Genomic DNA, 21,673 nt, shown 5'->3' with positions numbered 1-21,673 from the left:
CAACAGGGGCGGTACCGTTCAGAACGCGTAGCGAATGCGGCAATACGGCGCTATCTTCCCGATCAGGGCGCTCAACTGCCGCACATAGCCCGCCTTGGCCCGCGACCGGTAGCGGACGTTGTTGAATCCGTTGGATGAGACCTTCGACTCCTGCAGCTCGGGACGCCACAGGACGTTCTCAGCCTGCGGATGCCAGCCCAGGTTGACCTCGTGCAGTTGTTCGTTGTGCGTCAGGAAAATAACCTCGGCGGCAAGCTGCGCCTTGGCCGCAGGCGTCAGGGCTGCGTCGAGCTGGAGCAGAAGCTTTTCCCAGTCCGCGAGCCAGGTTTCGGTGATGATGACGGGGGAGAAGTTCACATGCACCTCGTAGCCGGCAGCCACAAACTCGTTGATGGCGGCCATCCGCTCCGCCACCGGTGATGTCCGGACGTCGATTGTCTTCGCCAGGTCGGCGGGCATCAGCGAAAAGCGGATCCGGGTGTGGCCCCCGTGGTCCCAAGCCAGCATGGCCGGGTTGACGAACTTGGTGGCGAAGGACAGCTTGGCATTGGGCAGTTGGCGGAAGAGTGTGACAAGTTCCTCCACGTTGTCGCTGAGCAGCGCATCGACCGAACAGTCACTGTTTTCGCCGATGTCGTAGACCCAGAGCTCCGGGTCGCACTGGTTGGGCTCGAGCTTGATCCCCTGGCGGGTGGCGTGCCGCTCGATCGCCCCGGCGATCTGCCCGATATTGGCGAACACCGTGACCGGGTTGCTGTAGCCCTTGTGACGCGGCACGTAACAGTAGGCGCAAGCCATGGCGCAGCCGTTGGCACTGGACGGCGCGATGAAGTCCGCTGACCGGCCGTTCGGCTTCACGGTAAGCGACTTTTTGACGCCGAGCACCAGCGCCTCGGTCTTGATCCGTGACCAGCGCGGCACGTTCGTTTCGTCACCATGCACGTCCGGGATGTTCCAGTGGTTTTCCACCAACACGACGTCGGCATCCGGCCAGCGTGCCAGGATCTCCTGGCCCCGGGGCAGCTTCAACGCGGCGGCTTGGGCGTAGATCCGCCGGATTTGGAGCAGCCGATCGAATTCCATGACCTTATTCTCCATGACCCCTCCGGGGAGGAAGGGCGGTTACGCCCTCGGCGTCGGCCGCGGGGCCGCCGCCGAGGATGGTCCACGTTGAAAATACGTTGCTCCGCCGGGCGGTAGACTGGAATGTGCCGTTCTCCGGCCACTCTGCCCCAGCGTCCCTTCGTACTACGTGCGCGGACCGTGGCGTTCCCTGTTGTGAAAGGCCTTACCTGCTGTGATTACTGTCCAGGATCTTGAACTGCGTGCCGGTGCCCGGCTCCTGATGGACCAGGTGAGCTTCCGCATCGACAAAGGGGACAAGATCGGCCTGGTGGGCCGGAACGGCGCGGGCAAGACGACCCTGACCCGTGTGCTCGCAGGCGAAGGCCTTCCTGCCGCCGGAAAGGTGACCCGCAGCGGCGAAATCGGCTACCTGCCCCAGGACCCACGCACCCCTGACATGGAGCAGCTGGCGCGGGACCGGATCCTCTCCGCCCGCGGCCTCGACATCGTCGTCGGCAAGCTCCGCAAGGCGCACGACGAAATGGCCAGCGAGGACGCCGACGTCCAGCGCAAGGCGATGAACCGGTACGACCGGCTGGAATCCGAATTCCTCGCAGCCGGCGGCTACGCGGCCGAAGCCGAAGCTGCGTCGATCTGTTCCAACCTTGCCCTCCCGGACCGCCTGCTGAACCAGCCGCTTAAGACGCTGTCCGGCGGTCAGCGGCGCCGCGTGGAGCTCGCCCGCATCCTTTACTCGGATGCTGAGACCATGCTCCTGGACGAACCCACCAACCACCTTGACGCCGATTCCATCGCCTGGCTTCGTGACTTCCTGAAGAACCACCAGGGCGGCCTGATCGTCATCAGCCACGACACCGATCTGCTGGAAGCAACCGTCAACAAGGTGTTCCTGCTGGACGCCAACCGCGCCCAGATCGACTTCTACAACATGGACTGGAAGCGCTACCTCCTGCAGCGGGAGACGGATGAGCGCGCCCGCAAGCGGGAACGGGCCAACGCCGAAAAGAAGGCGCAGGTCCTCATGGACCAGGCCAACAAGATGCGCGCCAAAGCCACGAAGGCCGTGGCAGCGCAAAACATGGCCAAGCGTGCCGAGCGGCTGCTCAGCGGCCTGGAAGCAGTCCGCGAGCAGGACAGGGTGGCAGCCCTGCGTTTCCCGGACCCGTCTCCCTGCGGAAAGACCCCGCTCACCGCTGACGGGCTCAGCAAGTCCTATGGCTCGCTGGAGATCTTCACCGACGTTGACCTGGCCATCGACCGCGGTTCCAAAGTGGTCATCCTGGGGCTCAACGGCGCCGGCAAGACCACGCTGCTGCGCATGCTCGCCGGCGTGGACACCCCCGACACCGGCGAGGTCATCCCCGGCCACGGTCTGAAGGTGGGCTACTACGCCCAGGAACACGAGACCCTGGACCACGACCGCACCGTGCTTGAGAACATGCGCTCCTCCGCGCCCGACATGAAGGACGCGGAGGTGCGCGGCATCCTGGGCTCGTTCCTGTTCTCCGGAGACGACGTGGACAAGCCGGCCGGTGTGCTCTCCGGCGGCGAGAAGACCCGCCTGGCCCTGGCAACCATCGTTGCCTCCAGCGCCAACGTCCTCCTCCTCGACGAACCCACCAACAACCTGGACCCAGCCAGCCGCGCGGAAATCCTGGGCGCCCTGCGCAACTACACCGGCGCCGTCGTCCTGGTCAGCCACGACGAAGGCGCGGTTGAGGCCCTCAACCCCGAACGCGTGGTCATGCTTCCCGATGGCGTCGAAGACCTCTGGAACGAGGACTACCTGGACCTGATCACGCTGGCGTAGGCCCGTCTTCGGACCGCTGGTTGCCTTCGCGCCCCCGGTCGCGTGATTTGCCGCTTGCTGGCTCGTTCCTCGCCTCTGACGCAAGCTACACAAATCACCCGACCGCTGGCGCTTGCGGTTCTGCCACCGTTGGGTTCAGCGCACCTTCAGTTCCTGAGCCCCGGTAATCCGGAGCAGGTCCTGGTAGGTGACGCTGAACATTGAGTTGTGGTCTCCCGCTCCGGCCCAGAGGAGTTCGTGTTCCTTGAGGGATACGTCCAGGACGGTTCTGACTGGCTTTGGGTGGCCTACCGGTGCCACGCCGCCCACCTTCTGACCTGTGTGCTCGAGGACGAAGTCGGGGGAGGCGCGGCGGATCCTGCCGCGGCCCAACTGCCCCGCCACCAGGCTGGTATCCACGCGGGCCGCCCCGCTGGCCAGGATCAACAGCGGTTCGCCGCCGAGGTCGAAGACCAGGCTGTTGGTGATCGCGGCAAGGTCGCATTCCAGCGCCTCCGCAGCCGCGGCCGCTGTGGGTACCCCTGCAGGGAAAGTCCGCACGGTGTCGCCAACCCCCGCGTCCACCAGGGCCGAGCGCACCATGGCGACCGGGCCGCCGTCGTACTTCATCCCTCAGTACCCCTGCGCGTCCAGGAGGGCGTCTTCCTCTTCCTCCGCTGTGGCCTTCTTGCGTTTGCGCGGCGGTGCAGGCCGACGGCGGGCCGCGGGGACGGCCGAATGGACGGCGCCGTCCGGCAGCGCCTCTTCGTCGTCCTCGGCATCAATCGCTGCGTTGCGGGCCTGCTGCCGCGCCGCGTAGCCGAAGCCGACGAACATGAGGACACCGAAGGCGAACCACTGCAGCGAATAGGACAAGTGCGTCCCCTCGTCCGTGGAGGGTTTGGGGAACGCGACGGGCATGTCGGCGGACGGCGGCGTTTCCGACGCAAGCTGGCCGTAGGCGCCGGTGAGCAGGGGATAACCGAGCTGCGCGGCGTAGGTGGGGAGGTCGATGGACGCCAGCTGGCCTTCGGGTGCCCCGCGCTGAAGTTCCGGCTCGCCATGCTTCAGGCGTACGACGGCGGTTATCTCACCGGAGGGCGGTGCCGGCACTGAATCAGGACTGCCCGGATTCCTGTTTCCGATCGGCAGCCAGCCGCGGTCGATGATCACTGTCTCGCCGGTGGCCAGGCGGAAGGGGACCACCACCTCGTATCCGGGCTGGCCGTTGAGCGGCCTGTTGCGGACAATCCGCTGGCCGGCGGCATCGTAGGTTCCCTTCAGCTCAACCTGTGTCCACTCCTTGGCCGGGTCCAACTGGTTGAACTGGTCCCGTGCCTGCGGGAAAGGGACGGGTGTTGCCGAGTAGTTGGTCACCACGCGGTTGATCTCGGCAAGGGTCTCCGCACGACGGTCCATCTGCCAGCGGCCCAGGAAGACGCACGCGGTGGCGAAAATGGCGGCCAGCAGGAGATAGCCCAGCCACTTGCTGGAAAAGAGGAAACGGTACATTCAGATGTCCTGCTCCAGGGAGTCCGCCCCGCCATGGTCCAGGGGGCGGGTCTCCTTCCACAGGCCGCGGGTCTGCAGGTAGTCCTCCAGCCATTCCCGGTGGTCGGCGCAGGCCAGCCAGGTCTTGCGCCGTTCAGGAGCATGGATTTTAGGGTTGTTCCACAGGAGCTGCCAGGACGCCTGGGCCCTGCACGCCTTCCGTGAGCAGAGCGGGCCGGTTTCCGGTGCGAGATCCGATCCTGCCGCGAAATCGAAGATGCTCATGGTGTCTGCCGCTCCTCTTCCGGCTCTGTGTCATCGTCCTTCACCAGTTCGCCCTGGAGGACAGCGCTGCCCGGTTCGTCTTCCGAATCCGGTATTACCGGGCTTTCAATCTCGGCCAGGGGAGCGGAGTCCAGCAACAGGTCACTGTGGGCTTCCGCCTTGTCGCTGCCGTTGGCTATCACCACCGCGATCCATGGCAGGAAGACCGCGCCGGCCACCGCGATGACCTTGAACCAGCCGTCCACCACGAAAATCATGATCAGGCAAACCATGCGGATCCCCATGGCCACGGCATACTTGATCATCCTCTGGCGCATGTCCTCAGAGTGCGCGCCGGCGGCATCCGTGATGCTGTGGACCTCGGTGTCGCCCGAGAACCGGCCCGGTTCTTCGGGCGCGGAATGTCCCGCATGGTTTTCAAGGGTCACAGTGGTTAATCACGCTCCAAAGGCTTCCCTCAATTCTCGCACCATCGGCAGTGCTGCCCAAACCCGGAGCGGGCCTGCCGCTAAGATCGGAGGCAGCCCAAACCACACCCCTACCGCGGCACAGCCTGCCGCAGAATCCCGGAGCCCTCTATGACTGAAACAGCTTCCGCACCCCGCAGCGTCCTGGTTACCGGCGGCAACCGCGGGATTGGCCTGGCGATTGCACAGGCGTTCCTCGCCAACGGTGACAAGGTGGCGGTGACCTACCGCAGCGAGACGAAGCTGCCGGAAGGAATACTCGGGGTCAAGGCGGACGTCACCGATGAGGCTTCCGTGGATGCAGCCTTCAAGGAAGTGGAAGCTGCCCACGGTCCCGTGGAGGTCCTGGTGGCCAATGCCGGCATCACCAAGGACACCCTGCTCCTGCGCATGAGTGAGGATGACTTCACCTCCGTCATCGATACCAACCTCACCGGAGCCTTCCGTGTGATCAAGCGCGCATCCAGGGGCATGATCCGGCTGCGCAAAGGTCGCGTGGTCCTGATTTCCTCGGTCTCCGGCCTCTACGGCGCACCGGGCCAGATCAACTACTCCGCGTCGAAAGCCGGCCTGGTGGGCATCGCCCGGTCGCTCACCCGTGAACTCGGTTCGCGCGGCATCACCGCCAACGTGGTGGCTCCCGGCTTCATCAACACGGACATGACGGCTGAACTCCCCGAAGCCACTCAAAAGGATTACCTGTCCAGCATCCCCGCCGGCCGCTTTGCGGAGGCCTCCGAGGTGGCCAACGTGGTGCGGTGGATCGCCAGTGACGAAGCCGCCTACATCTCCGGTGCGGTCATCCCGGTGGACGGCGGCCTGGGCATGGGCCACTGATTTTTTCGGCTTGTGCCCCTGCAGGAAACTAGGCTCGGGGTCCTTATTTGTCGGAGCCGCACAACGGATATCGGCAGCGGCCGCTGGCATGATGGACTGCAGACCACAACGATTTAGATGTTTCGAACAAAGGAAGCTCGAATGGGACTGCTGGACAACAAGACGGCCATCGTCACCGGATCATCGCGGGGCATCGGCGCCGACGTAGCCAAGATCCTCGCCTCGGAGGGGGCCGCCGTCGTCGTCAACTACCGCCAGAAGGCGCCCCGCGCCAACAAGGTGGTCCAGGGAATTGAAGCCGCCGGCGGCCGCGCCGTCGCCGTCGGCGCCGACCTCACCACCCAGGAGGGCGTGCAGGCCCTGGCCAGTGCCGCCATGGAGAACTTCGGATCCCTGGACCTGCTGGTGCTGAACGCCTCGGGGGGCATGGAGACCGGCATGGGGGAGGACTACGCGCTCAAGCTGAACCGCGACGCCCAGGTCAACATGCTCAATGCCGCTGTGCCCCTGATGAAGGAGGGCTCGCGCGTGGTCTTCGTCACCAGCCACCAGGCCCACTTCATCAACAGCGTCCCCACCATGCCTGCCTACGAGCCGGTGGCACGCAGCAAGCGCGCCGGTGAGGACGCCCTGCGCGACCTCATCCCCAACCTGGCGGAGAAGGGCATCTCCCTGGTGGTGGTGTCAGGCGACATGATCGAAGGTACGGTCACCGCCACGCTCCTGGACCGCTCAACCCCGGGCGCCATTGAGGCCCGCCGCGCGGAAGCCGGGAAGCTGTACTCCGTCGAAGAGTTTGCGGAGGTTGTGGCCGGTATGGCAACGGCGGACGTCGAGTCCGGCCACACCGAGTACGCCGGCGGTGCGGACTACTTCGGCAAGGGTGCCCAGTAACCCAGGCACGCCATTCCTTATCCACGAGATGGGCCCCGCTGGGGCCCATCTTTGGTTAAGCCATCAGACCCCGGCGATGTGGCGGACGGCGTCCAGGTGCGGCATATTCACGGCGGCGTCGGCCACGGCCCGCACGGCAGGTTTGGCGTTGAACGCCACCCCGATGCCGGCTGCACCGAGCATGTCCAGGTCATTGGCGCCGTCGCCCACGGCCACCGTGTGCTCAAGGGCGATGTCCTCCGCAGCGGCCCACTCACGCAGGTACTTTACCTTGGCGGCCCGGTCCACGACGGCGCCCAGCACCTTGCCGGTCAGCGCGCCGTCAATGATTTCCAGTTCGTTGGCCTGCCAGTAGTCCAGGCCCAGGTCGGCGGCGATCGGTTCAAGGATCTGGTTGAAGCCGCCGGACACCACTGCCACGGTGTGGCCCGCGGCTTTGAAAGCCGCCACCAGTTCGGCTGCGCCGAGGCTCAGCTTCACTTCGTTGCGGACCGAATGGACGACGTCGGCAGGCAGCCCCGCGAGCACCGCCACCCGGGCGTGCAGGCTCTGAGCGAAATCCAGTTCCCCGCGCATGGCAGCTTCCGTTACGGCCGCGACTTCCTCCCGCTTGCCGGCGTATGCGGCCAGGAGCTCGATGACCTCCTGCTGGATCAGCGTGGAATCCACGTCCATGATCAGCAGCTTCCGGGAAGCCGCACGCAGGGCTGCGGGGACCAGGGCGGTATCAAAGCCAGGAACCGCCGCTTCCGCGACGGCGTGACGGAGTGCGGCAAGGCCGGCGGCGGTTGCGTCGTGGAGGGCCAGGTCAAGGACACGGACCTGGTACCTGTCGTCGCCGGAGGCCGACTCCGACAGCACCTGCGCGCCATGCGTTGCGAGGGTGGAACGCAGCCGCTCCAGCCCGGTGGGGGTCACTTTCAGGCCATAGCTGACCGCAGTCACGTTCGAAGTCATGCCTGCAATCTTAGTCAGCGGTAACGGGCACGCCGGAATTCATTGCGCACACTCCGCCGGGGTCAACTTAGGTGCCTTCATACCGGTTATCAGTCATCTTCTTTTTTGTCCTAGTGTCTACTCCTATGAGTGATGTTCTGGAACTGGACTCCGTCAGCGTTGTCCGAGGTAAGAAGACCCTGCTGGACAAGGTTGACTGGCAGGTAAATGAGGGCGAACGGTGGGTCATCCTGGGCCCCAACGGCGCCGGCAAGACTACCCTTCTCCAGATCGCGGCCGCCCGGCTTCATCCAAGCAGCGGCACAGCGGGCATCCTCGACGAAGTCCTGGGCCGCGTTGACGTCTTCGAACTCCGGCCGCGCATCGGCCTTTCCTCTGCAGCCCTCGCCACCCAGATCCCGGAACACGAGAACGTCCTTAACGTCGTGGTCACCGCCGCCTACGGCGTCACCGGCCGCTGGCGGGAAGGCTACGAACGCGACGACGAACGGCGCGCGTTCCGGCTCCTGAACGACTGGGGCATGGGGCCGCTCCTCAACAGGACGTTCGCCACGCTGTCCGAGGGCGAGCGCAAACGCGTCCAGATCGCCCGGGCCCTCATGACGGACCCCGAGCTGCTCCTCCTGGATGAACCGGGTGCAGGACTGGACCTCGGCGGCCGCGAAGAGCTGGTCCACAAACTGGGCGAACTTGCCAGCGATGAGGCCGCGCCGGCCATGGTCCTGGTCACGCACCACCTTGAGGAAGTCCCGCCGGGATTCACGCACGCCATGCTGCTGCGCGACGGCGGCGTGGTAGCCGCAGGACCCATCACCGAGGTGCTGACCGAAGAGCACCTGAGCACCACCTTCGGCCTGCCGCTTGCGGTCACCGAGAACGCGGGACGCTACACCGCCACAGCACGCCGCTAGACGAGGCCTGCACTTCACCTTGGAACTCTTCAGCAGCATCATTGTGTTCATCGCCGGGTTGTGGGCGGGCACCATCAACGCGGTGGTGGGCTCCGGCACTCTGGTGACGTTCCCCGTGCTCATCGCCCTGGGAGTGGCCCCGGTGGCGGCCTCCATGAGCAACGCCATGGGCCTGGTGGCCGGTACAGCTGCCGGTGCCTTCGGTTACCGGCGGGAGTTGGCCGGCCGGGGACGGCAGGTGCTGCGCCTGCTGCCGGCGTCGGTCCTGGGTGGTGTCTCCGGTGCCTGGCTGCTGCTGCACTTGCCCGAAAAGGTCTTCCACTACGTGGCGCCGGTCCTGCTGGTCCTGGCGCTGCTGATGGTGGTGTTCCAGCCGCGGCTCCAGGACTGGGTGCGCAACCGCGAGGCCAATCCGGAGCACGCGATCCGGGACAAACGCCACCGGATCCTCCTGGTGGTGCTCGTTTACCTGGCCGGTGTGTACGGCGGCTACTTCGTTGCAGCCCAGGGGATCCTGCTGGTCGGCATCCTGGGCGTGTTCCTCACCGGGACCATCCAGAACGCCAACGCCATGAAGAACATCCTGGTGCTCGGCGTCAACATGGTGGCGGCCATCTCTTACCTGCTGTTCGCTTTCGACCGGATCAACTGGCTGGTGGTGCTGCTGATCGCGGTCAGCTCCACCATCGGCGGCCTGATGGGCTCCAAGGTGGGCCGCAGGCTCTCGCCGCGCGTCCTCCGGGCCGTGATCTTCAGCCTCGGCATCGTGGCCCTGGCCGTCATGATCGCCAACCTGCTGAAATAATCTCCCGGTGACCTTCCACTACCTCGAATCCGCCGATGACCCGCGGGTCAGCGACTACACCACCCTGACCGACGTGCACCTTCGCAAGCTTCGTGAACCGGCCGAGGGCATGTACATCGCCGAATCGTCCCGGGTCCTGCGCCGGGCGCTGGCGGCCGGGCACCAGCCACGCTCCTTCTTCCTCGCCGAGAAGTGGATGGCAGACCTCGACGACGTCTTCCAGGCGTATCCCGACGTTCCAGCTTTCATCGGCTCGGCAGCACTGCTGGAGGAAATCACGGGTTTCCACCTGCACCGCGGCGCAATGGCAGCAATGCAGCGCCCTGCACCCGTGCCGCTGCCGGACCTGCTGGCCGGAGCTCGCCGTGTGGCCGCGCTGGAGGACATCGTAGACCATACCAAGGTCAGTGGTTCCAAAGTACAAGAGCCTGGCCGCCTTGGTTTACCGGAACGATCAAGGATCGCGGTTCTGGAGGACCTGACCGATCATACAAATGTAGGCGCCGTGTTTAGGTCAGCCGCGGCGATCGGTGTTAATGCTGTGCTGGTGACGCCGCAATGTGCCGACCCGTTGTACCGGCGCTCGATCAGGGTCAGTATGGGCACCGTTTTCCAGGTTCCGTGGACAAGGATCGACCCGTGGCCGGCCAGTATCGAGCAGCTGAAAGAGGCCGGCTATTTCGTGGCCGGCATGTCTCTGGGGGAGGGCGCCATCACTCTTGATGAGCTGGTGGCCCAGAACCATCAGAATCTGGTGTTGGTCTTCGGAACGGAAGGCGATGGGCTTAAGCCTGAAACTGATCGGCTGCTCGACGCGCGCGTGACGATTCCGATGATGAACGGCGTGGATTCGCTGAACGTGGCTGCGTCATCGGCTGTGGCGTTCTACGCGACGAGGTAACGAGTGACAGGAAGTCGACTTCCGTCCTTGCTGCATAAGCGATCTGCGTGTTTGCCCATGATTGGTGCGTTCGGAGCGTGGCTAGGGTTGTCGGCGCTGTGGTGGGGAGAGTTGTGTTGCAAGTCCGGTGAGCAGGATGCTGAGTCCTTCGTCGAGTTCGGCGGAGCCGTCGTAGTCCACCAGGACCGGACCCAGTGCCCGAAGGTGGGGAAAATCGTTTGCCGGCAGGCGGTGCAGGCCAAGGCGGAGGAAGGCTTCGTTTTCTTCCGGGTCCACAATGTATTCCTGCAGCTCGTTCAGAAGGTGCCCGTAGAGGAATCCGTAATACGCGCGGTAAATGTGGAGGGCATCGGCAGGGGTGAAGCCGGCCTCGATCAGCAGGGCCAGGATCTGTTCCAGCGGGCGCAGGGTGCCCAACGGGCGCATGCCCAGGGGAGTGGACAGTGGCCGGGTGACAAGTAGCGGTACGACGTTGGGATGCCGCAGGGCCAGGCGCCGGAGGTCGTGCGCGATCCGGCGCAGTTGGGCCTGCCAGTCCGGGTCATCCGGAAAGATGACAAGTTCGTTGAGCACCAGTTCCGACACTCCATCGAGCAGGGCTGACCGGTTGGCCGCGTAGCGGTAGAGACTCATCGGGTCCCGGTCTAGTTCCTGGCCAAGGCGCCGCATCGTGAGAGCATCCAAGCCCTCTGCGTCCACGAGTTCCAGCGCAGCGGAAAGGACACGTTCCCTGCTCAGGCCCGCCTTCCGCGGGACTGCACTGTCGGAAGTGTTTCTGGGGGAGGCCATGGAGGAACCGTCCTGTTGATCGCGTCAGGCCCGCCCATGCAAAGGATGAGTAAGCTTGCTTATCAATAAGTCTACGCGTAAAGTCTACGGTGTAGAGAAGTTGTCGACATGGTTTCAGTCCAGGGATCAGAGTTTGCATAGCCGTCCAGGCTGCTCACGTCACCCAAGGAGAACCACATGACTACTCAAACCCATAAAGAGCACTCCAGCACTGTCCGTAACGCCAATGACATCAAGATCTCGACCCGGACCCTGGAGTTCGCTGTCTACGTCGCAGCCGTGATCGCCACGATCATCACCGCTGCCGTTGTTGGGGACGACGCCGGCGAAAACGGTGTTGATGTTTTCAACGCCAACGACGCCATGCAGTACATCACTTGGCTCACGGTCGGTCTGATGATCGCGCGCGGCCTGGCCAAAGCCGGCAACCGCGTGCACAATAACCACGCCTAAACCGCGCCTTCCCGGCACGACCGGGACATGATCGATCCTGGCGCAGCATCCTGACCGGTGCTGCGCCAGGATCATCTGCCTCACCCATGCAGGACCTGCAGGACCTACCGGTGCATCAAAAGCCTGGTTGGTCCGGCAGTACGCTCAGTGTCCCGTGCAAGGCACCTGAGTTAGGGCCGCTGTAGCCGAACGGGGCCAGATCCGCACCGTAGTGAAAAGAGCCCTCCATGGCGCATTCACAGTTCGACCAGTTCCTCAGCGACGCCACCTACCATGACTTGGAGTCCGACTCGACTCTTGACGGCGACTCCTTATACGGCCTTTACACCAGCTGGTGCTACCTGTCGGGCAAAACTCCTAGAGCGGAGCATGTATTTTGGGCCGCGATGAGGCAGCGCGTTGGTCCCGGGCAGTGCCTGAAGATGAAGGGCCCGGCCGCTGCGGACTATATTCTCTCCAGCTACCAGGCCGTGGTCTAAACCTCCGGCCATGACCACAACCTCGAACACCTATATTCCCCGTGATACCCATCAGCCACGGGGAAAGCAGCCCTGGTGCGCTGCATGCGACACCGACATTCATATATCGGTTGAATCGCCCGCCGTCGCTGACTGGCAGACAGGCATCCTGGCCGTCGCGCTCCACTGCTCCCAATGTCGCCAATCCAGAGTCTTTGACACCACTGCAGAACACGTCGCTGCTTTTCCTCCCCGTGCAGCCCAGCACGGGGACCTGGCCCACTAAAGCGGCGCCTGGCGGGCTACCTCGCCACCAAGGTCCTCCTCTGCCGGTGCGGGTTCCAGATGGAACTTCCCCGCTAAACCACGACCGACCCTGGTGCCGCAAGGGCGGTATCACCAAAGGATCAACCATGACGAATACCCCTCACACTGAAACCCCAGCCACCACCGTTCAGGACAAAGAAGCTCCTGCAGGCATTGAGGCTTTTGACCCACGGAGCGCACCATGAGCACTGCCCGGACCTTCGAATCAATCGTCATTATTTTCAACCCCAACAGCACCGGTGATGCGCCTAAACTCGCTGAGGAGCTCAAGGCAAGTCTCGCCGAGCTTCTTCCGTACGCTGCCGAGGTCGTACTGCAACCCACTGCGCATGCCGGCCATGCCGTGGAACTTGCCCGCGGGGCCGCCAGCAGCGGCCGCGATGTACTGGTTGTCTCTGTCAGTGGGGACGGCGGCTACAACGAAGTGGTGAACGGTGTTATGCAGGCGGGCAACCCAAACGCGGTCTGTGCCGTGAAGGCAGCAGGTAACGCCAACGACCACCGCCGCACCACCCGCACCCAGCCGCTCGAGGCAGCCATCGCCGGGGGCGAAGTGCGAAGGATCGACCTATTGAAGATGACAACAGGCGCCAACGCAGACATCCCGGTGGAATACGCCCACTCCTACATTGGGTTCGGCCTGACCCCGGTCATGGCCATCGACCTGGAGAAAGGCAGCAAAGGTGCATTGAAGGAGATGTTCTCCGTAATGCGGACATTTTCGAAATTCAAACCCTTCGAGATCAGGCACGCCGACGGCAAACGCCGCAAGTTCGACAGCCTGGTCCTGGCCAACATCGCCCAAATGGCTAAGTACGCCACCCTGTCCGAAGCCGACGACGCAGCATCCGACGGCAAATTCGAAGTAGTGATATTCCCCCACCGGTCAAAAATCCGCGTTCTGCTGACCGCCCTGCGGGCCGCCACCCAAGGCCTGGGGGACCAGCCCAGCGTCAGCAGCTACCGGTTCACTACCCTCAAGCCCATCCCGTACCAAACCGACGGAGAAGTGAAATCCGTCGAAGCCAATACTGAGGTCAGCATCGAATGTGCGCCGGCTGCCCTCGCGACACTAGGGTAACGGCCAAGGCATCCGTATGACCGCTCTTGAAAGGAAATCAGTGCAAGCCGCCAGTAGCAAACCCCCGGGAGCCGTAACATCCCGCACCCCATTGGGTTGGGCGCGCCGACGTGCTGTTCCCCGGGTCGTTACCTCAGGATCGCTGACCTCCCACGTGCACCTCCTGGCAGGCCCTCAGGGTTCTCCTGGTCTTGTTTTCGTGCTGCTCCACGGCATTGGCATGTCCCACCGCTACTACCGGAAACTTCAGGCGCTGCTAGCGGAACACGGCGATACCCTCGCCATTGACCTGCCCGGTTTCGGCGGAACACCCACACCGAACCGGCAACTCAGCATCGCCGACTACGCGGTCCACACAGCAGCAGTTCTTGAAAAAATGGGTGTTACCCAGGCAGTGCTCGTAGGCCACTCCATGGGCGCCCAGTTCGCCACTGAGCTCGCGGTTCAGCACCCGGACCTGGTTTCCCACGTCGTGCTCCTGGGCCCGGTGGTAAATCCCGAACAAAGTACGGTCCGCCAGCAGACCCTGGCACTCGGGCTGGATTCGCTGAGGGAAAGCCCGGCGGGAAACGCCGTCGTCCTCACCGACTACGCCCGTGCCGGTCTGCGCTGGTACCTCACCGAACTCCCCGTCATGATGACCTACGACCTTGGAGCGCAGCTGGCCCTGGTGCCCCAACCCGTCCTTGTCATCCGCGGCTCACGCGATCCAGTAGCACCAAGGCCCTGGTGCGAAAAACTCGCCGTGACCGCCCCGAACGGACGCTTCCTGGAACTACCGGGCAAACCCCACATGGTGCAGCACGGCGCCGCCTCCGTCACCACAGCCGCCATTCTGGCCTTCACCAGCAGCCAGGCCCTCACACCGTAGTCTCCCCGCCGGTGTTTGTTCTACTGTCGACGCCGTCGCATCCCGCAGCGTGGACAAACTCGCCCTGGTGTTTGGCACCGAAGGCGCCGGCATTAGTCCGGTAGGGGTGGGCGTTGCCCTGGCGGAACTGGTTCGCCAGCGCCTCCGTCATCGACTATGATAGATAGCTGGTTGTCCTGCTTTTTCAGCTTTGGCTGATGCAACAGATCCCAGCCATCCCATTCATACCTGGCAGCTGGCAAAATCCAGTTGCGCGAACAAAGGTCCCATTATGAAGTCTGATACCCACCCGAAGTACGAAGCTGTTGTCTTCAACGACCTGGCCTCCGGCACCAAGTTCCTGACCCGCTCCACCGTGTCTTCCTCGAAGACCATCGAGTGGGAAGACGGCAACACCTACCCGGTCATCGACGTCGAAATCTCTTCCGAGTCCCACCCGTTCTACACGGGCAAGCAGCGCATCATGGACTCCGCAGGCCGCGTCGAGCGCTTCAACGCTCGCTTCAAGGGCTTCGGCGGCAAGAAGTAATTCCTTCGCCAAGCTTGTTCCAGAACGCCCGCACCCGAAACGGTGCGGGCGTTCTGCGTTAACCGCGCGCCTGTTTTCTGGGGCAGGATGGAAAGCATGATCGCGCCACGTATTACAGCCCACGACTCCGCCAGCAACCAGCGCCTGCACGGCGAGTACAAGGTTCCGGGCGGCAAGCTGGTGGTGGTGGACCTGGCCGTGGTGGACGGCGCCCTGGCGGACGTCTCGGTCAGCGGCGACTTCTTCCTGGAACCGGATGAGGCCCTGGCGGACATCAACCGGGCGCTGACCGGACTTCCGGACACCACGCCTGCCGCAGACCTCGCAGCCGCCGTCACCGCCGCCCTGCCGGCCGGAGCCGTGCTGTTCGGCTTCTCCGCGGACGCCGTAGCCGTGACCGTTCGCCGCGCCCTGGCCAAGGCAACCTCGTGGGGAGACCACGAGTGGAACGTCATCGCGCCCACCGTGCTTCCCACCGAAATCAACGTGGCCCTTGACGAAGTGCTCACCGAGGCTGTTGGCGCCGGGGCGCGCACGCCCACCCTGCGGTTCTGGGACTGGCAGGAGCCGTCGGTGGTCATCGGCAGCTTCCAGTCCGTGCAGAACGAAGTGGATCCCGAAGGCGTGGCCAGGCACGGCATCAATGTGGTCCGCCGGATCAGCGGCGGGGGAGCGATGTTCATGGAGGCAGGCAACTGCATCACGTACTCGCTCTACCTGCCGCAGACCCTGGTGGACGGGCTCAGCTTCGCCGACTCCTACCCCTTCCTGGACGCCTGGGTCATGGCGGCGCTGGAGAAGCTCGGCATCAACGCCTTCTACATCCCGCTGAACGACATCGCCACGGACCAGGGGAAGATTGGCGGTGCCGCGCAGAAGCGCCTGGCCAACGGCGGCATGCTGCACCACGTCACCATGAGCTATGACATCGACGCCGACAAGATGGTGGAGGTCCTGAGGATCGGCAAGGAGAAGCTCTCCGACAAGGGCACCCGCAGCGCCAAGAAGCGGGTGGACCCGTTGCGGCGCCAGACCGGCCTGGCGAGGACGGCGATCATCGAGGCGATGATCGGGGTCTTCAGCGAGCGTTACGGGGCCAGGCCGTCAGAGCTGGCAGGACACGAGCTGGCGGCAGCCGAGGAACGGGTGGCCGCCAAATTCGGCACCGAGGAGTGGCTCCACCGGGTCCCCTAAGCCCATCCGCTGCTCCGTAACTGCCGTTTTGGCAGCCCAAAACGGCAGTTACTCAGCAATCGATGGGTGGTGGGCCCACGCCGGCAGGGTGCCCTGGCCGAGCGCAGCGAGGTTAGGGGGCCGGTGGGGAACGACGGCGGCCTGTGCCGTGAGTGCCCGCAGCAGGTGGCTGCGCTGCTCCAGGATGATCCGCCGCAGGGCGTGCGGCGCGTCGGCGTGGGCATCCAGCCAGTCATCCGTCCGCCGGACCACGGGGTGGTCTTCGGGCCGGCTCCCCTCCGCCAGGTCCTGCGCCGCGGGATAGAGGCCGCGGACAATCCGGCTGGCAATTTCGATGCTGCGCTCATCCCAAACAGTCCGCAGGCAGTCGAAGTAGGGCTCCACGTACGGCTCCAGCAGCGCCGGCGGCGCAGCGTTGAATCCGCTGATGGTGGCGGTGAGGAGCTGGTTGGAAAGCTCGTTCCCGCGAACTGCGGCCTCCCACGCCGAGGCCTTGACCTCGGGGGCGGGCCGCGATGCCATGGCTGTTGCATGTCCGGCGCGGCCGGATGCGGTGGTGTCCCGCTCGAGCTCGGCGTCGAGTTCGGCAGCGCCGGCCTGCCCATTGGCAGCCAGCGCATGCCACAGCTGCCAGCGCAGCTCGGCGTCCACGGCCAGGCCGTCCACGGCAGCTGTACCCTCCAGGAGGCCGCGGAGCCGGGGGAGCATCCCGGCGTCCTGCCGGCTGAGGGTGGCCAGGGTGCGGGCCCAGGCAAGTTGTGCGTCGGAGCCCGCGACGGCCCGGTCCAGCTCGGCGGCGGCTGCCGCCAGGAAAGTAGCGCGCACGCTGTCCCGGGTGTCCGCCGGCGTGTAGCGCTCGACGGCGGTGGTTGCGTTGTCCAGGATGTTCAGCAGGACCCCGATGCCGGTTTCAGCCGGCCCGAAAGCGGTCACAGCATCAACGTAGCGGGCCGCCGGGCTTTCGCCGTCACGGGCAGAGTTCCAGAGCGCAGTCCAGCAGAGGGCACGCGCCATGGGGTCCGCTATCCGGTCCAGGGAAGCACGGACCGTTGCTTCGGAGACCGGGTCCAGCCGTACCTTGGCATACGTCAGGTCCTCGTCATTGACCAGCAGGAGCGCCGGCCGCTGCTGGCCGCCAAGCTGGGGGAGTTCAGTCCGCGCGCCGGCCACATCGGTTTCGATGCTCCCGGTCCGTACCAGGGCACCGTCCCGGTCGAAATCGTAGGAGCCCACCCGGAGGCGGTGCGGACGCAGCTCTTGCCGTCCCGTCACCGGGTCCGTCGCTTCCTGGACGATCGCCACCCCGCCCGGCACGCCGTCGTCGTCCGCTTCCGTGCCAAGGGATGAGAAATCCAGCCACAGGGTGGAAATCCCGGAAGTCTGCAGCCACTGCCGGGCCCAGCCGGAGAGGTCCCGGCCCGAGGCCGCAGCCAGGGCTTCAAGGAGGTCGGCCAGCGACGTGTTCCCGTAGGCGTGCTTCCGGAAGTACTCCCGCGAGCCCGCAATGAAGGCGTCAAAGCCCACGTACGCCACCAGCTGCTTGAGGACCGACGCCCCCTTGGCATAGGTGATGCCGTCAAAGTTCTGTTTTGCCGCTTCCAGGTCCGGGATGTCCGCCACGACCGGATGGGTGGTGGGGAGCTGGTCCTGGACGTAGGCCCAGGCCTTGCGTTTGTTGGCGAAGTTGACCCATGCCGTGTCCCAGTCCGTGGCCCGGTCAACGGCGAGCGTGCCCATGTAGTCCGCGAACGATTCCTTGAGCCAGAGATCGTCCCACCACTGCATGGTCACCAGGTCGCCGAACCACATGTGCGCCATCTCGTGCATCAGGGTGTTGGCGCGGCCCTGGTACTGGGCGTCCGTGGCCCGCGAGGTGAATACGTAGCTTTCCGTGAAAGTGACCAGGCCCGGGTTCTCCATGGCGCCGAGGTTGTATTCGGGGACGAATGCCTGGTCGTACTTGCCCCAGGGGTAGGGGAAGTCGAAGAGGCGGTTGAAGAAGTCCAGGCCCTTTTTGGTCAGGCCGAACAGCTCTTCCGCGTCGAAGGAGGCCGCCATGGATGCGCGGCAGTAGAGGGCCAGCGGGACGTCAAGGCGGGTGCCGTCGTCGAGCGTTGCCTCCCAGCGGTCCTCGGCCTTGAAATAGGGCCCGGCCAGGACGGTGGTGATGTAGGTGGACATGGGCAGGGTGGTGGCGAAGTCCCAGCACGCGGTGGCGGGGTCGCTGGTCAGCAGGGTGCGGTTCACCTCGGCGCCGTTGGAGGCCACCTGCCACTCTGCAGGAGCCATGACGTGGAACGTGTAGGTGGCCTTGAGGTCGGGCTGCTCGAAGTTGGCGAAGACCCGGCGGGCGTCGGCCGGCTCATACTGTGTGTACAGGTAGCACTGGCCGTCCGCGGGATCCACGAACCGGTGCATGCCCTCACCCGACCGGCTGTACAGCGCCGTCCCGGTGACGGTGACCTGGTTTTCGGCCCGCAGGCTGTCCAGCCGGATCCGCGCGCCGTCCACCACGTCCTCCACGGGCAGCCCCTTGCCGTTGAGGAGCACGCTGTGCACGTCGCTGCCGATGAAATCCAGGAACGTGCTTGCCCCGGGCTCGGCGGTGAAGGTGATGACGCTGCGGCTCGTGTAGCCGGCGACCGCCGGATCTGCTGCCTGCCGCACATCCAGGGAGATGTCATAGCTGGTGGTGCTGATCAGGGCTGAACGTTCGGCGGCTTCGCGGCGCAGCAGATTCTCATGTGACACCCGGCTATCTAATCACGGGGCTGTTTCAATGGCTCAGCCGGCGATCAGGAAGGCGGCCGCCAGGCCCAGCACGGCAATCAGGAGCCAGGAGGCGAGAGCCGCCAGGAGTGCCTGCCCGCCGGTGTGGAGCAGGGTGCGGATCCGCACCGCGGAGCCGAGACCAAACAGGGCCGCGCCCAGCAGGATGTCCTGCGCCGCGGCCCCCGATTCGAGCCAGCCAGCGGACAGCCAGCCCGTGGAGCGCAGCGCCACCATGGCCACGAAGCCCACGACGAACAGCGGCACCAGCGGCGGCATTTCCGCTGTCACGCCGTTCGCGGCCCCCAGGGCCCTCGCGTCCCGTCTGTGGTGCGCACCTGCCGCGGCGGCAATGGGCGCCAGCAGTAGAACGCGGGTGAGCTTGACGACGACGGCGATCGCCAGGGCGCCCGTCCCGGCGGTTTGCGCCGTGGCCACCACCTGGCCCACATCGTGTACCGACGCGCCGGTCCAGGCTCCAAAAACTGCGGCCGCGAGCCCCAAGGGATGGGCGAGGAGGGGCAGGATGCCGATGGCCAGGGTCCCGCAGAGGGTGACGAGGGCTACGGGCAGCACGGTTTCCGAGTGCCGGATGCGGCGGACGGCGGCCATGGCGCCAATGGCGGAGGCGCCACAGATGGAGAACCCCGTAGCCACCAGGAGCGAGGTCACCGGCGGCAGGCGGAACAAGCGCGAGATCGCGTACGTGCCGCCGAAACTGGCCGCCACGACGCCCACAATCAGGACCAGGGCCAGCCACCCCAGGCCCAGGACGTCCATGACGCTGACCTTCAGGCCCAGGAGCACGATGCCTCCGCGCATCAGGTGCTTGCCCGCGAAGTCCAGCCCCGGCCGGGCTTGACCGCCCGTCCAGGCACCCGCACCGGGCAGGTTGGCGGCAAGAACGCCCAGGACCACAGCGAGGGTCATCGCCGGCAGTGCCGGCAGCAGTCCATGTACCAGGAACGCCCCTGCAACAGCGGCTGCGGCTGCGGCAAGCCCCGGAACCAGCCGGGCAAACCCGTGCCCGGAACTGCCGTGGCCCGGCGCTGGGAGGCTTCTGCTGTCTGGCACTCACCAACTGTGCCCGACGGGGCCCGTAAAGTACCAACCGGGCCTTCGGCGCCAACACGCCAGAATGGATGGCAGTAATGAATTCGAAACAAAAAGATGGTTGGCTATTGGACATGTCAGACCTATTCCAGGATTACTCCGAGGCCGCGGGCCGTACCGGAGCCTACGACGAGATGTTCGCCCCGGGACAACAGGCCAGGGACTCGTACGGGCAGGTGGCGGATGCGCTCCGGAAGCTCTCCCTGGCGGACGTCAGCGCACGCGCCGACTCCATGGCACGCACCTTCCTGGACCGCGGCGTGACCTTCGACTACGCGGGCGAGGAACGGCCCTTTCCGCTCGACATCGTCCCGCGCGTCATCCCCGCAGCCGAGTGGGACGTCCTGGAACGCGGCGTCGCCCAGCGCGTGCACGCCCTCGAGGCGTTCCTGAACGACGTCTACGACAAGATGACGGTGGTGTCCGACGGTGTGATCCCCCGTCAGCTGGTGACCACCAGCGCCCACTTCCACCGGCAGGTCCACGGCTTTGAACCGGCAGGCGGGGTACGGGTCCACATCTCCGGCATCGACGTCGTCCGCGACGCCGCCGGCACCTTCCGCGTCCTCGAGGACAACGTCCGCGTCCCGTCCGGGGTCAGCTACGTTCTGGAGAACCGGCGCGCCATGGCCAAGGGCCTGCCCGAGGCCTTCGGCCAGCAGCTCATCCGGCCCGTCGAGGAGTACCCGCGCCGGCTGCTCTCGGCCCTGCGCAAGACCGCACCCTCCGGCGTGGACGACCCCACCGTCGTCGTCCTGACGCCGGGCGTGTTCAACAGCGCCTACTTCGAGCACACCCTCCTGGCCGGCCTCATGGGCGTGGAGCTGGTGGAAGGCCGAGACCTCATCTGCCGCGGAAACCGCGTTTACATGCGCACCACCGCCGGCGAGCAGCGCGTGGACGTCATCTACAAACGGATCGACGACGACTTCCTGGACCCGCTGCAGTTCCGGTCCGACTCCATGCTTGGCTGCCCCGGCCTGGTCAACGCCGCCCGCGCCGGCGGCGTCACCATCGCCAACGCCGTGGGCAATGGCGTCGCGGACGACAAACTGGTTTACAGTTACGTCCCTGACCTGATCCGCTACTACCTCAGCGAGGAGCCCATCATCGCCAACGTGGACACCTTCCGGCTCGAGGAGAAGGAGGCCAGGGAGTACACCCTGGACAACCTCGCAGAACTGGTGGTCAAGCCCGTGGACGGTTCCGGCGGCAAGGGCCTTGTCATCGGCCCCGACGCCTCCAGGGACGAACTGGACGCCCTCCGCCAGCGGATCATCGCGGACCCCCGCGGCTGGATCGCCCAGCCGGTGCTGCAGCTTTCAACCGTTCCCACCCTGGGCGGCGACAAGTTCGGCCCCCGGCACGTGGACCTGAGGCCCTTTGCCGTGAACGACGGCGACAACGTCTGGGTGCTCCCGGGCGGACTGACCCGCGTGGCGCTCAAGGAAGGGTCCCTGATCGTCAACTCCAGCCAGGGCGGCGGGTCCAAGGACACGTGGGTCCTGGCCGACTCACCCCAGGTGCCGGTGGAAACCGTTCCCCGCCAGTCCGTCACGGTCCGTGAACGGGTCTCCGTGTGGCCGGTGGAAAGCAACTGGCGCGACCGCCAGTCGGAGCAGCAGCAGTGAGCCGCGCCGCCGTTGGACATTCCCCTTACAAAGTT

23 protein-coding genes are annotated in these 21,673 nt (G+C 65.3%); 13 read left to right on the top strand and 10 right to left on the bottom strand.

Annotation, left to right across the window (positions count from 1 at the left end):
• Positions 1-18 precede the first annotated feature (18 nt).
• The gene (locus QFZ57_RS15255) at positions 19-1,083 is read right to left on the bottom strand and encodes a spore photoproduct lyase family protein (RefSeq protein WP_306900816.1); all 1,065 of its coding nucleotides are present in this window, start codon (positions 1,081-1,083) and stop codon (positions 19-21) included.
• Between the two features lie 214 nt (positions 1,084-1,297).
• Between QFZ57_RS15255 and QFZ57_RS15250 the strand changes: the two genes are divergently transcribed.
• On the top strand, positions 1,298-2,896 hold the full coding sequence (locus QFZ57_RS15250) for an ABC-F family ATP-binding cassette domain-containing protein (protein ID WP_306631179.1): 1,599 nt from the start codon (positions 1,298-1,300) through the stop codon (positions 2,894-2,896).
• Between the two features lie 135 nt (positions 2,897-3,031).
• On the opposite strand, the gene QFZ57_RS15245 is transcribed toward QFZ57_RS15250, so the two are convergent.
• Genes QFZ57_RS15245 through QFZ57_RS15230 form a run of 4 tightly spaced genes read right to left on the bottom strand, consistent with a single transcriptional unit; the run spans position 3,032 to position 5,079 of the window.
• Entirely contained in the window at positions 3,032-3,505 is a 474-nt protein-coding gene (locus QFZ57_RS15245; protein WP_306900815.1) for a YbaK/EbsC family protein, read from the bottom strand.
• 3 nt (positions 3,506-3,508) lie between these two features.
• Positions 3,509-4,387 (bottom strand): SURF1 family cytochrome oxidase biogenesis protein, encoded by an 879-nt coding sequence (locus QFZ57_RS15240; protein ID WP_306900813.1) that lies wholly within the window; start codon positions 4,385-4,387, stop codon positions 3,509-3,511.
• Complete coding sequence (locus QFZ57_RS15235; protein WP_306900811.1) at positions 4,388-4,651, bottom strand: hypothetical protein; 264 nt, start codon at positions 4,649-4,651, stop codon at positions 4,388-4,390.
• On the bottom strand, positions 4,648-5,079 hold the full coding sequence (locus QFZ57_RS15230; RefSeq protein ID WP_306900810.1) for a DUF3099 domain-containing protein: 432 nt from the start codon (positions 5,077-5,079) through the stop codon (positions 4,648-4,650). Before QFZ57_RS15230 ends, QFZ57_RS15235 begins: the two co-directional genes overlap by 4 nt.
• Positions 5,080-5,229: 150 nt before the next feature.
• Here QFZ57_RS15230 and QFZ57_RS15225 point away from each other — a divergent pair, with 150 nt between their 5' ends.
• The gene (locus QFZ57_RS15225; RefSeq protein ID WP_306900809.1) at positions 5,230-5,955 is read left to right on the top strand and encodes a beta-ketoacyl-ACP reductase; all 726 of its coding nucleotides are present in this window, start codon (positions 5,230-5,232) and stop codon (positions 5,953-5,955) included.
• Positions 5,956-6,096: 141 nt separating this feature from the next.
• Positions 6,097-6,849 carry an SDR family oxidoreductase gene (locus QFZ57_RS15220; RefSeq protein WP_306900807.1) on the top strand — a complete coding sequence of 251 codons (753 nt, stop codon included), beginning with the start codon at positions 6,097-6,099 and terminating at the stop codon, positions 6,847-6,849.
• Between the two features lie 63 nt (positions 6,850-6,912).
• On the opposite strand, the gene serB is transcribed toward QFZ57_RS15220, so the two are convergent.
• Complete coding sequence (gene serB, locus QFZ57_RS15215) at positions 6,913-7,806, bottom strand: phosphoserine phosphatase SerB (protein WP_306900805.1); 894 nt, start codon at positions 7,804-7,806, stop codon at positions 6,913-6,915.
• Between the two features lie 125 nt (positions 7,807-7,931).
• On the opposite strand from serB, the gene QFZ57_RS15210 reads away from it, so the two are divergent.
• The 3 genes from QFZ57_RS15210 to QFZ57_RS15200 are packed head-to-tail and all read left to right on the top strand — an operon-like array spanning position 7,932 to position 10,423.
• The gene (locus QFZ57_RS15210) at positions 7,932-8,717 is read left to right on the top strand and encodes an ABC transporter ATP-binding protein (protein ID WP_306631171.1); all 786 of its coding nucleotides are present in this window, start codon (positions 7,932-7,934) and stop codon (positions 8,715-8,717) included.
• 19 nt (positions 8,718-8,736) lie between these two features.
• Positions 8,737-9,522 carry a sulfite exporter TauE/SafE family protein gene (locus QFZ57_RS15205; protein WP_306631170.1) on the top strand — a complete coding sequence of 262 codons (786 nt, stop codon included), beginning with the start codon at positions 8,737-8,739 and terminating at the stop codon, positions 9,520-9,522.
• A 7-nt stretch (positions 9,523-9,529) separates the two neighbouring features.
• On the top strand, positions 9,530-10,423 hold the full coding sequence (locus QFZ57_RS15200; protein ID WP_306631169.1) for a TrmH family RNA methyltransferase: 894 nt from the start codon (positions 9,530-9,532) through the stop codon (positions 10,421-10,423).
• A gap of 81 nt (positions 10,424-10,504) precedes the next feature.
• Here the strand turns inward: QFZ57_RS15200 and QFZ57_RS15195 are convergent, their stop codons facing one another.
• A complete protein-coding gene (locus QFZ57_RS15195; RefSeq protein ID WP_306900803.1) occupies positions 10,505-11,212 on the bottom strand; it encodes a TetR/AcrR family transcriptional regulator C-terminal domain-containing protein in 708 nt (235 codons plus the stop codon).
• A gap of 177 nt (positions 11,213-11,389) precedes the next feature.
• On the opposite strand from QFZ57_RS15195, the gene QFZ57_RS15190 reads away from it, so the two are divergent.
• From QFZ57_RS15190 to QFZ57_RS15175, 4 genes are all read left to right on the top strand, one after another.
• Positions 11,390-11,665, top strand: a complete 276-nt coding sequence (locus QFZ57_RS15190) for a hypothetical protein (protein ID WP_306900802.1) — start codon at positions 11,390-11,392, stop codon at positions 11,663-11,665.
• Positions 11,666-11,892: 227 nt separating this feature from the next.
• Positions 11,893-12,144 carry a hypothetical protein gene (locus tag QFZ57_RS15185; RefSeq protein WP_306631166.1) on the top strand — a complete coding sequence of 84 codons (252 nt, stop codon included), beginning with the start codon at positions 11,893-11,895 and terminating at the stop codon, positions 12,142-12,144.
• A gap of 487 nt (positions 12,145-12,631) precedes the next feature.
• The gene (locus tag QFZ57_RS15180) at positions 12,632-13,531 is read left to right on the top strand and encodes a diacylglycerol/lipid kinase family protein (RefSeq protein ID WP_306632530.1); all 900 of its coding nucleotides are present in this window, start codon (positions 12,632-12,634) and stop codon (positions 13,529-13,531) included.
• A gap of 199 nt (positions 13,532-13,730) precedes the next feature.
• The gene (locus tag QFZ57_RS15175) at positions 13,731-14,402 is read left to right on the top strand and encodes an alpha/beta fold hydrolase (RefSeq protein ID WP_306900801.1); all 672 of its coding nucleotides are present in this window, start codon (positions 13,731-13,733) and stop codon (positions 14,400-14,402) included.
• Here QFZ57_RS15175 and QFZ57_RS15170 read toward each other — a convergent pair.
• Positions 14,392-14,553 (bottom strand): hypothetical protein, encoded by a 162-nt coding sequence (locus QFZ57_RS15170; protein WP_306900799.1) that lies wholly within the window; start codon positions 14,551-14,553, stop codon positions 14,392-14,394. The genes QFZ57_RS15175 and QFZ57_RS15170 overlap by 11 nt on opposite strands.
• Before the next feature lie 120 nt (positions 14,554-14,673).
• On the opposite strand from QFZ57_RS15170, the gene QFZ57_RS15165 reads away from it, so the two are divergent.
• A complete protein-coding gene (locus tag QFZ57_RS15165) occupies positions 14,674-14,931 on the top strand; it encodes a type B 50S ribosomal protein L31 (RefSeq protein ID WP_018761303.1) in 258 nt (85 codons plus the stop codon).
• 96 nt (positions 14,932-15,027) lie between these two features.
• Complete coding sequence (locus tag QFZ57_RS15160; protein ID WP_306900798.1) at positions 15,028-16,125, top strand: lipoate--protein ligase family protein; 1,098 nt, start codon at positions 15,028-15,030, stop codon at positions 16,123-16,125.
• Positions 16,126-16,173: 48 nt separating this feature from the next.
• On the opposite strand, the gene pepN is transcribed toward QFZ57_RS15160, so the two are convergent.
• Both pepN and QFZ57_RS15150 read right to left on the bottom strand, forming a co-directional pair.
• Positions 16,174-18,876, bottom strand: coding sequence for an aminopeptidase N (gene pepN, locus QFZ57_RS15155; RefSeq protein ID WP_306900797.1), 2,703 nt, complete (start codon positions 18,874-18,876; stop codon positions 16,174-16,176).
• Positions 18,877-18,909: 33 nt separating this feature from the next.
• Positions 18,910-19,968 carry a YeiH family protein gene (locus tag QFZ57_RS15150; protein WP_306900796.1) on the bottom strand — a complete coding sequence of 353 codons (1,059 nt, stop codon included), beginning with the start codon at positions 19,966-19,968 and terminating at the stop codon, positions 18,910-18,912.
• A 113-nt stretch (positions 19,969-20,081) separates the two neighbouring features.
• On the opposite strand from QFZ57_RS15150, the gene QFZ57_RS15145 reads away from it, so the two are divergent.
• The gene (locus QFZ57_RS15145) at positions 20,082-21,638 is read left to right on the top strand and encodes a circularly permuted type 2 ATP-grasp protein (RefSeq protein WP_306631161.1); all 1,557 of its coding nucleotides are present in this window, start codon (positions 20,082-20,084) and stop codon (positions 21,636-21,638) included.
• Positions 21,639-21,673: the final 35 nt, after the last annotated feature.

The sequence above is a fragment of the Arthrobacter sp. B1I2 genome, from assembly GCF_030816485.1.
GTDB lineage: Bacteria > Actinomycetota > Actinomycetes > Actinomycetales > Micrococcaceae > Arthrobacter.
Note: the sequence above shows the minus strand (reverse complement) of the source record. Positions and strands in the feature narration are given on the sequence as shown.

Excerpts from the sequence above, each read along its gene's own strand:
- QFZ57_RS15160 (WP_306900798.1), top strand. The coding sequence starts at position 15,028 with ATGATCGCGCCACGTATTACAGCCCACGACTCCGCCAGCAACCAGCGC.
- QFZ57_RS15225 (WP_306900809.1), top strand. The coding sequence starts at position 5,230 with ATGACTGAAACAGCTTCCGCACCCCGCAGCGTCCTGGTTACCGGCGGC.
- QFZ57_RS15255 (WP_306900816.1), bottom strand. The coding sequence starts at position 1,083 with ATGGAATTCGATCGGCTGCTCCAAATCCGGCGGATCTACGCCCAAGCC.
- serB (WP_306900805.1), bottom strand. The coding sequence starts at position 7,806 with ATGACTTCGAACGTGACTGCGGTCAGCTATGGCCTGAAAGTGACCCCC.
- QFZ57_RS15190 (WP_306900802.1), top strand. The coding sequence starts at position 11,390 with ATGACTACTCAAACCCATAAAGAGCACTCCAGCACTGTCCGTAACGCC.
- QFZ57_RS15185 (WP_306631166.1), top strand. The coding sequence starts at position 11,893 with ATGGCGCATTCACAGTTCGACCAGTTCCTCAGCGACGCCACCTACCAT.
- QFZ57_RS15170 (WP_306900799.1), bottom strand. The coding sequence starts at position 14,553 with ATGACGGAGGCGCTGGCGAACCAGTTCCGCCAGGGCAACGCCCACCCC.
- QFZ57_RS15165 (WP_018761303.1), top strand. The coding sequence starts at position 14,674 with ATGAAGTCTGATACCCACCCGAAGTACGAAGCTGTTGTCTTCAACGAC.
- QFZ57_RS15195 (WP_306900803.1), bottom strand. The coding sequence starts at position 11,212 with ATGGCCTCCCCCAGAAACACTTCCGACAGTGCAGTCCCGCGGAAGGCG.
- QFZ57_RS15220 (WP_306900807.1), top strand. The coding sequence starts at position 6,097 with ATGGGACTGCTGGACAACAAGACGGCCATCGTCACCGGATCATCGCGG.
- QFZ57_RS15245 (WP_306900815.1), bottom strand. The coding sequence starts at position 3,505 with ATGAAGTACGACGGCGGCCCGGTCGCCATGGTGCGCTCGGCCCTGGTG.
- QFZ57_RS15235 (WP_306900811.1), bottom strand. The coding sequence starts at position 4,651 with ATGAGCATCTTCGATTTCGCGGCAGGATCGGATCTCGCACCGGAAACC.
- QFZ57_RS15145 (WP_306631161.1), top strand. The coding sequence starts at position 20,082 with ATGTCAGACCTATTCCAGGATTACTCCGAGGCCGCGGGCCGTACCGGA.
- QFZ57_RS15240 (WP_306900813.1), bottom strand. The coding sequence starts at position 4,387 with ATGTACCGTTTCCTCTTTTCCAGCAAGTGGCTGGGCTATCTCCTGCTG.
- QFZ57_RS15180 (WP_306632530.1), top strand. The coding sequence starts at position 12,632 with ATGAGCACTGCCCGGACCTTCGAATCAATCGTCATTATTTTCAACCCC.
- QFZ57_RS15210 (WP_306631171.1), top strand. The coding sequence starts at position 7,932 with ATGAGTGATGTTCTGGAACTGGACTCCGTCAGCGTTGTCCGAGGTAAG.